This window comes from Paenibacillus sp. T2-29 (assembly GCF_052921365.1).
The window spans coordinates 131,526-145,198 of record NZ_JBREVE010000004.1; the positions used below are offsets into that span (position 1 = coordinate 131,526).

At 41.7% G+C, this 13,673-nt stretch carries 12 protein-coding genes; 2 read left to right on the top strand and 10 right to left on the bottom strand.

The window, feature by feature from the left end:
* Window position 1 precedes the first annotated feature (1 nt).
* The 9 genes from ACU1JV_RS13375 to ACU1JV_RS13415 are packed head-to-tail and all read right to left on the bottom strand — an operon-like array spanning window position 2 to window position 10,213.
* Window positions 2-1,135, bottom strand: a complete 1,134-nt coding sequence (locus ACU1JV_RS13375; RefSeq protein ID WP_058830281.1) for a hypothetical protein — start codon at window positions 1,133-1,135, stop codon at window positions 2-4.
* 28 nt (window positions 1,136-1,163) lie between these two features.
* Window positions 1,164-1,772 carry a hypothetical protein gene (locus tag ACU1JV_RS13380; protein WP_058830282.1) on the bottom strand — a complete coding sequence of 203 codons (609 nt, stop codon included), beginning with the start codon at window positions 1,770-1,772 and terminating at the stop codon, window positions 1,164-1,166.
* A gap of 53 nt (window positions 1,773-1,825) precedes the next feature.
* Window positions 1,826-2,944 carry an N-acetylmuramidase domain-containing protein gene (locus ACU1JV_RS13385; RefSeq protein WP_058830283.1) on the bottom strand — a complete coding sequence of 373 codons (1,119 nt, stop codon included), beginning with the start codon at window positions 2,942-2,944 and terminating at the stop codon, window positions 1,826-1,828.
* 24 nt (window positions 2,945-2,968) lie between these two features.
* Entirely contained in the window at window positions 2,969-4,381 is a 1,413-nt protein-coding gene (locus tag ACU1JV_RS13390; RefSeq protein ID WP_058830284.1) for an NADase-type glycan-binding domain-containing protein, read from the bottom strand.
* 26 nt (window positions 4,382-4,407) lie between these two features.
* Window positions 4,408-5,871 carry a discoidin domain-containing protein gene (locus tag ACU1JV_RS13395; protein WP_238791001.1) on the bottom strand — a complete coding sequence of 488 codons (1,464 nt, stop codon included), beginning with the start codon at window positions 5,869-5,871 and terminating at the stop codon, window positions 4,408-4,410.
* A 45-nt stretch (window positions 5,872-5,916) separates the two neighbouring features.
* Window positions 5,917-8,667 (bottom strand): NlpC/P60 family protein, encoded by a 2,751-nt coding sequence (locus tag ACU1JV_RS13400; protein WP_165079826.1) that lies wholly within the window; start codon window positions 8,665-8,667, stop codon window positions 5,917-5,919.
* A gap of 52 nt (window positions 8,668-8,719) precedes the next feature.
* Entirely contained in the window at window positions 8,720-9,097 is a 378-nt protein-coding gene (locus tag ACU1JV_RS13405) for a DUF4280 domain-containing protein (RefSeq protein WP_165079827.1), read from the bottom strand.
* A gap of 14 nt (window positions 9,098-9,111) precedes the next feature.
* Entirely contained in the window at window positions 9,112-9,624 is a 513-nt protein-coding gene (locus ACU1JV_RS13410) for a hypothetical protein (RefSeq protein ID WP_090737809.1), read from the bottom strand.
* A complete protein-coding gene (locus ACU1JV_RS13415; RefSeq protein WP_137079450.1) occupies window positions 9,608-10,213 on the bottom strand; it encodes a hypothetical protein in 606 nt (201 codons plus the stop codon). Before ACU1JV_RS13415 ends, ACU1JV_RS13410 begins: the two co-directional genes overlap by 17 nt.
* Window positions 10,214-10,584: 371 nt before the next feature.
* On the opposite strand from ACU1JV_RS13415, the gene ACU1JV_RS13420 reads away from it, so the two are divergent.
* Entirely contained in the window at window positions 10,585-11,769 is a 1,185-nt protein-coding gene (locus ACU1JV_RS13420; RefSeq protein ID WP_446724572.1) for a sensor histidine kinase, read from the top strand.
* Between the two features lie 135 nt (window positions 11,770-11,904).
* Here the strand turns inward: ACU1JV_RS13420 and ACU1JV_RS13425 are convergent, their stop codons facing one another.
* Entirely contained in the window at window positions 11,905-12,861 is a 957-nt protein-coding gene (locus ACU1JV_RS13425) for a nucleoside hydrolase (protein WP_165079829.1), read from the bottom strand.
* A 212-nt stretch (window positions 12,862-13,073) separates the two neighbouring features.
* On the opposite strand from ACU1JV_RS13425, the gene ACU1JV_RS13430 reads away from it, so the two are divergent.
* On the top strand, window positions 13,074-13,667 hold the full coding sequence (locus ACU1JV_RS13430) for a hypothetical protein (protein ID WP_025676764.1): 594 nt from the start codon (window positions 13,074-13,076) through the stop codon (window positions 13,665-13,667).
* Window positions 13,668-13,673 lie beyond the last annotated feature (6 nt).

The window sequence follows — 13,673 nt, forward strand, 5'->3', positions numbered from 1 at the left end:
TCTACAATTTATCGTTCATCTCTATACTCATAATTCTCCACTTGCCTGACTGCTTTTCTAACGTAAACGTAATTTCCTTTTTCGCTCTTTCTTCTAATGAATCGTCTTTTACCAAAAATATTTTTCGGTTATCATCGCTACTAACCTCATTAATACTCAGTTCCAACACCGGGTAAGATAAATATGCTAAACCGGATAAATCGATGGCATCCTCAAAATCATATGTTTGCCTTGCTGCCGGATCGGTGAGCTGATCCATTTCAGGAAAAGGTAAATCAAACCACTTCATAAGATAATCAACTTCCAAGTAGTTCAATATCACAGCCTTAGGATCGGTTGGATATACAAATTTTTTACTTTTATTTGTATACAAAATCTCCTTTTTTTCCGGTCCTGTTCCATCATATTTTTGATAGACCACGATGGTATGTTCCTGAGTATCGCTAAATTCATAATAATCTACACTTTCAAATATACCGTCATGATCGGTATCTCTTAACGTTCGAATTCCTTGTCCAGTAGCATTAGGAAAATCAGAATTTATGCTCTTTATATGATTATTCTCCAAAGTATATATGGAGAATCCTTCTGAGTAAGCCCCTCCGTCGCCTATAGAGTATACAACGATAAATTTTTGATCTGTTTGATCCAGTTTCATGATCTTCACATCAGTATTTAGATGCACAACTATAACGGGGTCCTCTAGTTTATCAATGATGTGATAGCCATGTTTCTCCTCCCGGACTACAAATATATTGTAAATTTCTTCTTTTTCTAATCCAAAAGCAAGCACGTACTCCGGCTTTCCATCAAAGTCCAAATCTTCTTTTAACATTTTCTGAAGCTGCTCATTTGGGGGTTGGATTTCCTTTATAAACTGATCTAATGTGTTAGAATCTGCGACGTAATTTCCATTTCTTTTATTTTTCGGATTTACACTATTGCTAATTCGATCTTGTTTTTGAGCAGCAGACTCTGGCTCAGTCTCAACTTTTTGCCCTATCACTTGAGTGCTTGGTTTCGTGGGGGCAACTGCCTGCTGCTTCTCATTCGTAGATTTTTCGGAACATCCATTTAGTAGCAGGGCGATTAACATGATTAAAAGTAGTATTATATCTTGTTTTATAAAGTTCATTTCAAAAAAAGCTCCCTTTTCGTATTGCCTATCGCACGTTTATCCGTTGTTTGCTTACGTATTGAATGATATCCTTGATGGTTTGATTATGCCCCTTATCATTGATGGCCTGATCAAGTTCAGGGAGTGTAGTAAAGGTCTTATTTTCCTTCTGGAAGTAGATACCTGCAATGGGGAAAGGCTCAATTATACTTGGCCCTGCCCCTGCGTCGACGTAAGCGATAATAATGACGTCTTTTAGTCCATCTTTATTTACATCCTTAAAAGCTACAGCTGCCAATCCATTCCTTCCAGACCAATTATTACCATAAAATTTAGGGAAAGAGTATAAAATGTAATTTTGCTCATCTAATAAAAAGAAATAATTCCCTGGTGTCTCTTCGATCATTGCATCAGTTGAAACAAACTTGGCACGCCCCCACCCTTCAAAGCTGGTTTCAAACGACTGGCCCTCATCGATGTTATACTTTTCTGTATCCAATTTTTTTAGATTATGATTGATTTTATTATTCACTAATAAACTCTGAGTTGTTGTTTTTGTATAATTGCTGAAGTTCTTAATATCAGATAAGTTTTTATTTGTAGAAATACCGAGAAGAATGCAGGTCAAGAAAAAAACAAAAACTACTCTATTCATTACAGCACCTCAAATTCAAATTTAACCTCTAAGTACATATCTATTAAATGCATTCAGCTATTTCTATACAAAATAATGTTTTTCCTTAGTTTTTTTGTATATTGTTCCACGTTGCCTTTGCCATTGTATGCTGAGACGAAAGCATTAAAATCCTCCTTTTGTAGCGCCTTTATTAAATTTTTATGTTTTATAAAAGAAACAAACCCCCTAATTTGTACCTCGTGCCCTGTACTAAATTTTTGAAACATCTCTTTAGCCGATTTATATCCTAACGCTTTGTGGTTAAAGCCCATAATTTGCGTTAAGCCCATACTAATAGCACTATACGCCTTTTCTTCATTTTGAGTAATAGCCAAGTCCAGAGCATCATATTCGCTACTTTGATTTTTTGTGTGAACTTCCTTCCACGGTAATCCAGCACTTTCTCTATATTTGTGCCCTTTGGATCTCGGTCTACCAAATAAAAATAGTGATGTTGATTGTTTCACAAAATGATGCACTTCAAATCTTATTTTCAGTTTACCGTTTTCAAAACCAGAACCTCCTGACTCAACAAGAACTACTCCTCCAAGTATGTTGGGATCTACATTTAACTCTGCTCCTATTTTCTTAATAACATCCCCATACTTTTTTTTGAATTCAGCAACTGTTGAAAAGCTACTTTTATCACCTTTTACTGTTTCAATTTCGTTCGTTTTCTGTGTATTTAAAGATTTAACACCTTCTGTCTTCTTAGTATCGTCAGATGGTGATGGCGCTTTAGTACTCGTATCGATCAAACCTAGCTTCTTGCGAATAGCTCGTCCCGTGCCCTCAGCAGCCAGCCTTTCCCTGATATCTCCGCTTGCCTCCGCAGTCATCCAACGAACGGTTTCTTTTTGCATTTGCTCTTGAGCCCATTTGGGGAACGTAGCTATTTCACGTAATTTGCTTCGCAGCCCCTCTGCCAGCTTTTGCGCTTTACGCATACCAACCTCGTCACCATTGGCTTGAGCAATATACCAATCTTCTTTGTATTTACGCATCCAGGTTTGGGCCCAGTCGGGGTAATTTAGTTTTTGTTTTTTCTGTTCTGCTGCAAGATCAAATGCCTGTGCTTTCCTGTGTGCATTAGCAGTTGTTAAAGCTTTCAACATAGGAGTTGCACCAAACGTTGGCTCTTTCCATTTCATATGTCTTCTCCTTTTTTACGAATACTAAAAGAATCGTATCTCTGACATACAGGTATCGTGATATTTGCTTCCTCTCTCTACGGCCTCAATCGTTATTTTCACGAAAGAGGTATGAATGGGGGTATCAAGAAATTGGTTGCTTATAAAATCATTATCTATCATCATGGTCTGCCCGTTTGAAAACTCCAGTTTCATTCGTTTAACTCTATTATTTGCTCGGAAAGCTTTGGATGACTTAGCTAAACCATTAATAAGTTCAAACCCCTTCAGTTCTTGCATAGAGCCGAAATCAATTTTGATCCACTCCCCGATCCCGTCTCCCTTAACTCCTTCGCACCAGGCTGTGCTCGCATCTCCATCCATGATATTACGGGCAGCATAGGAGTTCCCTGCCTGATCTGGAAGTGTAGATGAAGCAACAATTTTCTGTGCCGGAATGCTTTTCCGATATTTCATCAAATCCGTTGTAGTTTGTATCCATTGTGTAGGGGACACGTTATAGCCTATCCTGTGGAACACATTGGAGTATTCTATAGGCAGATCTGTTTGGATGTCTCGTTGTTGCATTTCACCCTTCGAGTTCAAATAAGCAACCCTGTGGTTATCCGAGGTTATAACAGGAGAGTTTGTGGCTTTCATTAATAACCTCTTCTCTCCTGTTCTGATATTGAGTAAATACGTCTTATCAAGATCGTAAGAAGAGAGCAGTAGACTATCGTTATAAAGCCACTGTTCAATCTGTATGCCGTCTATCCCTAGCTTGATTTGTTGAATTTGCTTTTTCTTAGACAAGTCATAGATCAATATATTATGTTTACGATCTACAAGGGCAAATTGGCTACCTTCAGGTGAAAGTACTGGAAAATGGAGATAGTGACCATCATTTAAACGCCCCAATGCTTCAGTTTTCTGCCCTCGGTTCATATAATAAAAAACGGCATCATCATCTGTGTAAACACATTTGCGTAAGTCAGGAGACATAATAGCGTAGTCCCTATTCGGCACCTTAAATTCATATAATTTCTTTGTGGTAGATAGATCAAAGATTTTGATCACTAAATAATTCAATTCGGTTGACTCTCTACACAAGGCAATACGCCTGCCATCATCCGAGAACCTATCCAGATACAACTCAGATTCAGGATACGTTTCACCTTCACTTGCATGTAATTTACCTATAATGTCGTCTAAATCAATATAGGTATTGCCTGTAGAATCATCCATGTCAGCTAAAAAATCCATAGGCATGTTTCCATTTTCCGCTTCAAACAACAACCAATTTATGGGCCTTTTTGCTGGAGGAAGTTTCTTGGGCTGAGAGACAGCAGCATGATTTTCATTCTGCTCCTGCGCTTTTTGACCCTCATTCGATTGTATACACCCGCCTAGTATAGAAAAGATCAAGACGAGCAACGCAATTTTATTTATCTGCATCATAGATTTTCCTCATTTTCTACAATTCATCACAATAACTTCAGCTCACCTATACATGTATTTGGGAAGTCCGCGCCTTTTTTCACTTTCAGGATGGTAATCTTAACGAAAGAAGTTCGTATAGGTTCATCGAACTTAAAACGTGTGTCATTGTTCTCAAGCGCTGTCGATTGTCCATCCGAGAAATCAAGTTTCATCCTCTGGATGGTATTCATGTCTATATACTTATTGTTAACCCACATAATTCCATCAATCATCTCTATACCTCTGACCTCTTGAATTGAGCCCAAATCTATAGTTACGGTTTCTCCTACTCCGCCTCCCTTCGTCGTCCCTTCACACCAAGGGGTTAAATTATTACCGTCCGTTAAATTGCTCACGCTAAAAGAATAATTATTCCGATTAGGAAGTGTGGAAGAGGCCGTAATTTTTTTCACTTTGACCTTGTTGGCAAACTTCATATAATTGATTTTTGTATCGATCCATTGTATTGGAACAGTGAGTACTCCCTGATTCTCGGTAAAAGAGGATATATCTTCTTTTCTTCCATCGCTCACATGAACCAGATACATTTTTGGAGCTTCGTATTCTGCTGATAGCACTAACTTCTGGTCAGGTGATAGTATAAATGGTTCCGAGCATTTAGTTATCCACTTTTTTTCTCCGCTCTCTATATCCAGTGAATAAACATCTTGTGTATAATTTTCGTCCTCTTCTGAAACTTCATAAATCAATTTATCCTCTTGGTCCCATTGCAAAAGCGAAGCCTTAGAATCTACAAGTAAACGTTTTGCTCCACTAATACCAGATAGATTTATCATAATGATGCCTGGTTGGTCATGTTCTTCAAAACAGAATCTAGTACCATCTGGAGAAAATAATCCTGAGCTAATCATACTTAAATCTAGTTTATATCTCCCAAGGTTTAGTTTTGTCGTTTTCATTTTTAGTACATCATATAAATATACCTGCCCATTCAGCTCATAAAGATATTTACTTAAATCAGGGGAGGCTATAGGGTAAGACGTTGGAGGCAATTCAAACTCGGACTCCTTTCTTCCTGAGTTCAGATCATATACCTCAAGAATGTGGTTTCGATCCCCTTCTTCCACATCAGAGATTGTCCTTACGATCGCCATTCGACTCCCATCACTAGACACTCTATTGACAGTTACTTGGGAGCCGCGATATTTTATTCGTTCTTCCTTAGTTTGCATAGCATCTACCAAATCATCGATTCGTATATAGGTCTTTCCTGTAGGATCATCTAAATTGGTCAAAAATTGAGTAGGTTCCGGATCTTCTTCCCCATTTAAAAGCCACCGTGCTTTTCTTTCAGTTTTTGCCTCGTTTTGCATCGTAGTAATACTTTCGACTGATGATGGTTTTTGGGACCTAGATAATGTGGCAACAGTTCCTTTTTCTCCAACCTGGCTACATGAAGATATAATAACTGCCAGAACAATAGTCATTAAAAATCTTATAAGTTTCACTTCTCCACCACTTTCTATAAAAACTAAGGTTTAAACCTCAGGATACTAATCTTGGATAATTCGTCTAATTGAAATAACAAAAGAATACATAGGTTTAGAATTTATCCAATTTGATGAAAGAGTATTGATTCTCACATTTTGCTTCTTATTTTTCTTATCTGCTTTTTTGGGATTTGGGTTCCTACCCGATTCATGAATAACTTGTCCATTACCTATATAAAGTCCTACATGTACTGGTTGTACTTTGGGATAGTCATCTTTTCCCCAGTTATACAAAATCAGATCTCCTGGTTTAAGATTCTTAAGATCTCCACTGGATCTCAAGCTCTGGTGGCTAACCCCTTTGCCACTGTGTATTTGAACTTTAGTGTTACCTCCTATTTGCTCATTAAGTACAGTTAAATAGACAGATGAGGTGAAGTCTGAGCAATCCATATACGGTGGTGGATTATCCACATCAAGTATCATTGTTCTAATTACCGTATCAATACAATAAGGAATTCTACCTTCAAACTTCTTAGCGAATTCTACAATGGCTTTCCTTTTCTGCTCAGCAGAACTGTTGGATGGTGTGGGCTTTATTTCCTCATTTGCTTTGTCCTTCGCTGGCTTTTCAGGAGTAGTCGGTGGCTTCTTACCCGGTTCCGTTTTCGTTGTTGTCGTGGTTGTTGAAACTGTTGGTGTTGCAGCCTTGATAACCTTAGGCCATGGAAGGATACCATTGGCTACTTGATGCAGGTATACGGCCAGCACATCACGACCATAGCCCTTATTTTCCAGGCCGTATTTTTTCGCAAAATCATGCAAAGCGGCATTAAGCTCCTGATCCCAATAGCCTGTAGTTGGTAGCTTGTACGAGAAGCTGTCCGGATACTTTTGGGCAAGCTTGTTCAAGTTCTCTCTGGCAAGCTGACTGTTCACGCCATACTTACTCCGCAGGGCCGCCGCTTCCTTAGCCATAGCCTTTTGATCGGCAACAGTCAGCTTGTTAGCCGCATCGGCGTATTGCCCGGAAAGCTCCTCCAGCCGATTCGCATCCAGGTAGGATTTGGCTGAATGACCACGAATCAGCTCGTTAATTAGCACATTGTCACGCAGTTGGTTGGCGAGCAGATGCATCTGATTCTGCTTGGCCTTGTCATTTGTGCTGTGCGCTTCCCACCACTGGGACGTGTATTCATGCATTTGCGCTCTGGCCCAGGCAGGCATACGATCTATTTCTGCCACCTGTTGACGTAATTGCTTGGCCTTGGCCGCTGCTTCCTTGGCAGCCTTTTTGTCACCTGCTGCTACGGCTTTGTAGTAGTCGGTTTTATATTGAAGCAGCAAGTCCTGCACCCATTGCGGGTACCCCTTTCCCTTCAATTCTTGAATCAGGGATTGATAAGCTTTCAGTTCCGCATCAGGCACCTGATTTTTCATGAACTTACTAGCCTTGATATGAAGTGTCCCATCGGTTCGGATATAGCTAGTTTTGCACGTCAGGGATATTTCGCGAGTAGCGTTCATCTGTACCTTTTTGCCATGCAGCACCAAGTCTGTATCGGCGTGAAAGGTGAGATCATGGTGACTATACACGTGAATACCGGATGCAGGGTTTAAGCGTACAAGTATTTTTTCTTTCTGGGTGGAGAGGGCTAATTCCTTATCATCGAATCTCGCCACTTTTTGTGTTTTGGTATGAAACAGCTTTCTTGACGGCTGGCTGATTTCATCTCCTTTGTAGTCTCTCTTACGTAGGGATTGAACTACACGGGCTTCCTTTTCATTGTTGGATGGAAAATACAAATGGACATGATCCCCCAACTCAGGCATACAATGCCAACCGATCCCATCCCCGGTATACATGGTGGGATAAGAAAACCAGCACCCTTCGACTTTGGACTGCATAGAATCCACGGACAAGTGAAGTTTAACGGATTCGTTTTCACTATTTAAATCAATAACTTTCCCTTCAATAGAGGTACCTTTAATAAACTGATTATGTATAACCTCCCTCGGATTACCCTCTTCAGGAACGAGAACATAGTCATAGGTCATAATACCTTGCTTCATCTCTGCATGAACCTGATCAATAACCCAATGCTTTCGTCGAAACGAGACCACATCTCCAAGTTCAAAACGTTTCGTATCCTCCACTTCAGCATATGTATACCGGGGGCCTGACTTTGTTTTTTGGAGGGAAAAGTTAATGCTGCGTAGTTCACCTTTCACCTGTTCTTTCGAGGTACCTAACCATAGTCTTGGAAATACAGAAGTAATCTCGGCAATCAGTCCAGTGTGCAAATGAGAGGCCATTCTTTTCAGAAACTCCCAATCACTCTCCCCATACTGAATAGTAAAGCCGCCGAGCTTTTGGTTACTGTCCGTCATGTCAATAAAATCGCCGTGTGGATAGCTATCTATAAGCTCCCGAAACAATTGATAATACGTCAAGTTGCTGTTTTGAAACGAACGATTTTTCCGTTGTCGATCCAGTATATATGTAAAAGAGGCCGCCTCTATGTACATGTGATATACACCATTTTTGAATCCAATGCTAATATTGGTGACGATTCCTTTAAAGATGCTTACTGTGCCTCGATCTTCATCCATCTCGTATACCTCTAGCACATCCTCATCATGCGCTAAACCATCATATTTCGCATGATCTTCGTCCGGTATGAGAGCAGTGATGTACACTTTGCCGTGCTCATTTACCTTCTGTGTCAATTGAATATCCAGCAGCCGGACAATTTCATAGGGTGCATTTACTCTAATATTTCCATAAGTCAGCACAGTTCCAGCCAGTCCCATCTTCTTCCCCCCGTTTTCTCTTCACGTGATGCAAATCCTTGTAAGCTGCTAGCTATTCCTGCCCATCTGTCATGAATGAAATTTTCCCGCACCACATGCATAGATTCGTGGAGCAGCTCATCAGAGCCGGAGACTGATCTACGTATACATCCTTCTTTCCATTCAACCAAGGCATAGATACGCTCGGTTTGCAGGGCTGCGGAATGATTCTCCCAGCATTGCCCTTGCTAGCAGAAGAAACTGCAGGATTGTGCATACTACGGCACATGCCGAAAGATGGGATATGCGTCTGCGGGTGAAAATCCTGAATATTTCCCTGCAATTTATCACCAATACTAATCCCCCTGTTAGCTGAAACACTAAACCTGCCCGAATGACTTCCATAGGTACAGTGTATCTGCGCCCCATCCACTACATAGCTCTCACTCATGATCGGACTCTCCTTTATATAGACGGCCTCTCCGTATCGACCTTTTGTAATTTCAAGCCAGCCAGATTAAACTTCAAAATACATTCAGCCACATCTAGATCCACAATGATATGCTGACTGCCATGCTGAACCCTGAATATCTTATGATTCTCCACTGCATATTCATCTAAAATGATTTTCTTCAGTGTACCGTCTCTATGATATTCAGTAAGTGGTGATAAACACATCAGACTAGGCGGATGAGCCAGCCAATACCTCGTTTGCTGCATACGCTGCATATCGGCAAAAACAATCAGCCTCCAGCTTAATCCGGCTTGATATATATCAAAGATTTCCTTTAGTTGTTCAGAAACAATGGCTACCGGTTGCTCTATAAAATCAATATAGTCTGCATCGCCCGATACATAGCATTGCAAAACAGACTCTTCATCAGTATATAGTGAGCCTTCGGCCCATTCCCGTAATTGTCCACGATGTATCTCCACTGGAAACATATACTCTGTTATTCGATTATCGTGTTGAATCATGTAATACTCCATAAGCCGTTGAATACACCGCCTCACTGATCCCTTTGTACTCTCCTATTCTTATTTCCAAATCATCCTCGCATTTCAACGCCTTGAACTCAGGCAGTTGTACAGCCTGCTGCATAGCGTCCTTGGCTAATTTCAAAATGTAGTGATGAAATTCCCACGCAGCCTGAAGCACATATCGCTCGACATCCGGCTGAATAACCTTATTCATATAAGGTTTTCGAAGCTGACTCAATTCATCCTCCAGTTCTGCCAACAGTCCGAACGCCCAGCCTGCATCATAGGTTCCACGATAAGGTAGAGGATCAAAGTACCAGTTCGCACCATAGACCTCAATGACATAGTTATAAATGCGCTCCCTTAGATACGTACGCCTCATAGAATAGGTAATGTATCCAATTGTTGTCTTGTCCGCTTCTGCAGAAATGGCTTGTAAGCAAATCGATTGAAAAGATTGGATAAAAGAGAAGATAAGTTCCTCTTTTCTATGCTCATACAAGACCGCTACCTGATATAATTTCTCATGCAACATATCTTCTGCATAGGTCTTATGGAAGTGTTCTAGGGCTTCCCGTCTATTCATAATCCCACCTCTGAACCTATTATATAGAATATTTACATGATATTACTGGTTCCATCCTCCTATTTTATTACACAATTTTCATATCATGAGATTACATATGAATTTATGAAAACAGAATGAAAATAATCATATTTTTTCGTGAATGTGTAATATACAAACAAAAATCTTCCCAGAAAGGCTAGCATTCGGCCTACGACATGAAGTTTTGTGCAAACGAATAGGTAATTGGAAGTAGTTAGACTCAGGTTTATAACGAAATAATGATGTATAATTAAGGATACGCTCCAACAATACATTCAGAGGAACAGGAATGGGGTACACAAACTATTAGAGTTTTGATCACCACCACTTTGCATCAAGATTGGAGACATATGACTACTTCACCTACAGGTTTTTATAATAGTATTCAAGAGGCTACCGCACATGTCATTGATGTGTTGAGTGATATTCTACATGTTAATACCATTTTTATTGCCGCTAATGACGGGGTTACCAATGTAATTGTAGATTCATTTAACCGGGAAGAAGTGCTGGTTCGTAATGGAGAGGAGCTTCCTTTTGAGCTTAGCTATTGCAGTCTGGTGCTGAACCATTCCGCGGATCACCTCGCCATTTCGGAAACGTCTACTCATCCGCAAACACGTGATTTAGATGTGACTAAAACCATTGGAAATCACTCATTTACGGGAATACCCATACGTATGAAAAATGGCCAGGGGTATGGAACCATTTGTATTTTGGATGCGCCATCTGCACAATTGACTGAAACAGAAATGAAGGCTCTCAAGGCTATGGCTGTATTTCTGGGTTATGTGGTTGAACTGGAAAAAGACAAGATCGATGCAGAAGCTTCTTCCATGAGCAAGCTGGATTTGATTTCTTCCCTGAGTAACAAAATTCGTTTTTCGCTCACTGAAATATGGGGAGCTACGGATCTAATGATGACCACGGAGTTAACAGAGGAACAACAGCAATATATGAGTATTATGGAAGCTAGCAGTCGCTCGCTTATGATGCTGTTGAATAATATTCTGGATTACAGCAAAATTGAATCCGGGCAAATCGATGACATTGAAGATCCATTTGATCTGAGAACGATGATGGAAAATGTGTTGAGCTTGTACACAGAGGTAGCTGCGCAACGGAATTTGGAATTGAGGTTGGATTGGAATCTTGCAAGCTCGCCTATTTTTATCGGGGATGAGGCTAAAATTCGCCGTATGCTGATCAATTTGGTAGATAATGCAGTGAAATTTACAAGCACAGGATCAGTCACCTTATCTGCAAATACCCAGTTCGTGACCAATGCGCCTAAGGCTGAATTGGAAGTAAGGGTAAAGGATACGGGGATTGGTATATCTCCAAATAAACTAAAAATGTGGCTGGAGCATGACTTCGGGCCCTCTCCCTCCTATGGCAATCCCGGCTTGGGTTGGCAGATTACCAAACAGCTGTTGAAACGAATGAATGGTACAATGACAGGGGTTAGCGAACCTGGTAACGGGACGGAGATAACGCTCCAATTTACCCTAAAAACATATCAGGAGTCAGCCTGAATAAACGGTAGGCTTGCAATCATGTGGGGCCAATTACAGTAATAAAACCCGTGACGGATAACGTCACGGGTTTTGCTATGAATACGCACTAGGCAGTGTGATCACTTTATGCCACACATTTGTACACAGTTGGGTTTAGTAACGTTTGGGAGCAGCCTGCTTGGCCAAATCCGCCATATACGTAAAGAAAGCTTCCGGGTCTGTATCATATACCAGATTCACAGGGCGTCCATCCGCCTGTTCCACCGTTCTGCCCTGACTTGGGCCTTCTGCAATAACGCTGCAATGCACCGTCTTTTTCTTGACAATGTCCGGGCGTCCTACGGATGCAGTGGTCAGTACATCCCACAGGTAGTAGGTAGAGTTCGTCTCGCTGTACACGAGCGGAGGACATCCAGCGTAGCAATTGCCCAGGAAATCAACGCCTTCATAACGGCGCTCGGCAGCCCAACGATTGCGTACGGCTGGAGTTAACGGCACTTTGCTTGTGCTTTCCAGCGCCACCAGATCAATCGTGATGCCGCTTTGCCACACCCGATAGGCCGCTTCCGGGTCCCAGAACACATTCCACTCTGCGGTACCGTCATGCTCCGGCTCCTCCACATTCCCTTTTTCAAAGGTGCCGCCCATCCATACCAGCTTTTCAATCATGGCTTCAATATCCGGTGCTTCATCCAGCGCCCGTGCCAGATCGGTTAGCGGTCCAGTGAATAGCAACAGCGTTTTACCTTCAGCTCCGCGTACCTTTTCGATCAGATGCTGATGAGCTGGCAGAGATGAAAGCGGCGCTTCCATTCGTCCCGATTCATTCAGCACAGGTAATGCATCTACATAGAATGAATGTAAACGCCAAGCGGCAGGGAACGGATTTTTACCGCGTGAATTAGACTTGGCGACTTCAACAGGCCCTTTATTTTGTCCAAAACGATCAATAATTTTTCGGCTGGCATCCGTCGCCGGCTCCAGGTAACCATCTGCTGGAATAACCGATACTCCGGTCAAATGAACTTGCTCCATCTGAAGCAGCATAAACAGGGATACTAAATCATCCACGCCACCATCATGATTAAAATAAACGTTTGTCTGACTCATCTGTCTCTTCCTTCCTTTATCCCCGTAAAACAGGCTTGTTCTTATCAGCAACCATCCTTCATTATGCCTGATCGCTTCACAGGAGTAAATGTGCGATAGCGTCTGAATGAGGGATTTTTTTGTTTGCTCCGTGCTTAATCAAGGTAGAAATGTGTGTAATAACAGGGTAGAATCATGGGTCCTAATCGGAAGCGTAGGAAGGAGAGATGCATATGACAGCCCGAACAATAGAAGAGTTGGAGCAGATCCGCAAAGAGTGCAAATCCATGGTAACGAGAAGGGCTGCAGCTTCGGGAGGAGCTGTATTGGTCCCGATTCCGGGGGCTGACGTTCTTGCTGATGTCGGCATTTTGATGCAGCTGCTGCCTGCCATTAATGAAAAATTCGGATTATCTGAGCAGCAGCTAGATGGTCTGGATGCAGAAACCAAGTCGATGGTGTATGGCTTTATCACTTCAATTGGCAGCAAGCTGATCGGGCGACTCATCACCCGAGAAGCCATCGTGAAGATTTTGCAGAAAATGGGCATTCGCATCGCCACCAAGCAGGTTAGCAAGTTTGTCCCTCTACTGGGGCAAGGACTAGCCGCAGCGATTGGCTTTACTGCGATGCGGACCATTGGCAATCGGCATATCGATGAGTGCTACGAAGTGGCTAAACGCCTGCTGGAGCAGCAAACTGCCGCAGATACGGCACGCAACTGGACGGTACCACAGCAACCTCTAGATCCTGTAGGTGTCGATAAGTTACCAAATCAGAATCCAGAAGCAGCGATTCCGCTACTGCCAGCATCCCATAAAGATTAATCTTTC

Coding starts and splice junctions, on each gene's coding strand:
- ACU1JV_RS13375 (WP_058830281.1), bottom strand. CDS start 1,135: ATGAACTTTATAAAACAAGATATAATACTACTTTTAATCATGTTAATC.
- ACU1JV_RS13380 (WP_058830282.1), bottom strand. CDS start 1,772: ATGAATAGAGTAGTTTTTGTTTTTTTCTTGACCTGCATTCTTCTCGGT.
- ACU1JV_RS13385 (WP_058830283.1), bottom strand. CDS start 2,944: ATGAAATGGAAAGAGCCAACGTTTGGTGCAACTCCTATGTTGAAAGCT.
- ACU1JV_RS13390 (WP_058830284.1), bottom strand. CDS start 4,381: ATGATGCAGATAAATAAAATTGCGTTGCTCGTCTTGATCTTTTCTATA.
- ACU1JV_RS13400 (WP_165079826.1), bottom strand. CDS start 8,667: ATGGGACTGGCTGGAACTGTGCTGACTTATGGAAATATTAGAGTAAAT.
- ACU1JV_RS13405 (WP_165079827.1), bottom strand. CDS start 9,097: ATGAGTGAGAGCTATGTAGTGGATGGGGCGCAGATACACTGTACCTAT.
- ACU1JV_RS13410 (WP_090737809.1), bottom strand. CDS start 9,624: ATGATTCAACACGATAATCGAATAACAGAGTATATGTTTCCAGTGGAG.
- ACU1JV_RS13415 (WP_137079450.1), bottom strand. CDS start 10,213: ATGAATAGACGGGAAGCCCTAGAACACTTCCATAAGACCTATGCAGAA.
- ACU1JV_RS13420 (WP_446724572.1), top strand. CDS start 10,585: ATGACTACTTCACCTACAGGTTTTTATAATAGTATTCAAGAGGCTACC.
- ACU1JV_RS13425 (WP_165079829.1), bottom strand. CDS start 12,861: ATGAGTCAGACAAACGTTTATTTTAATCATGATGGTGGCGTGGATGAT.
- ACU1JV_RS13430 (WP_025676764.1), top strand. CDS start 13,074: ATGACAGCCCGAACAATAGAAGAGTTGGAGCAGATCCGCAAAGAGTGC.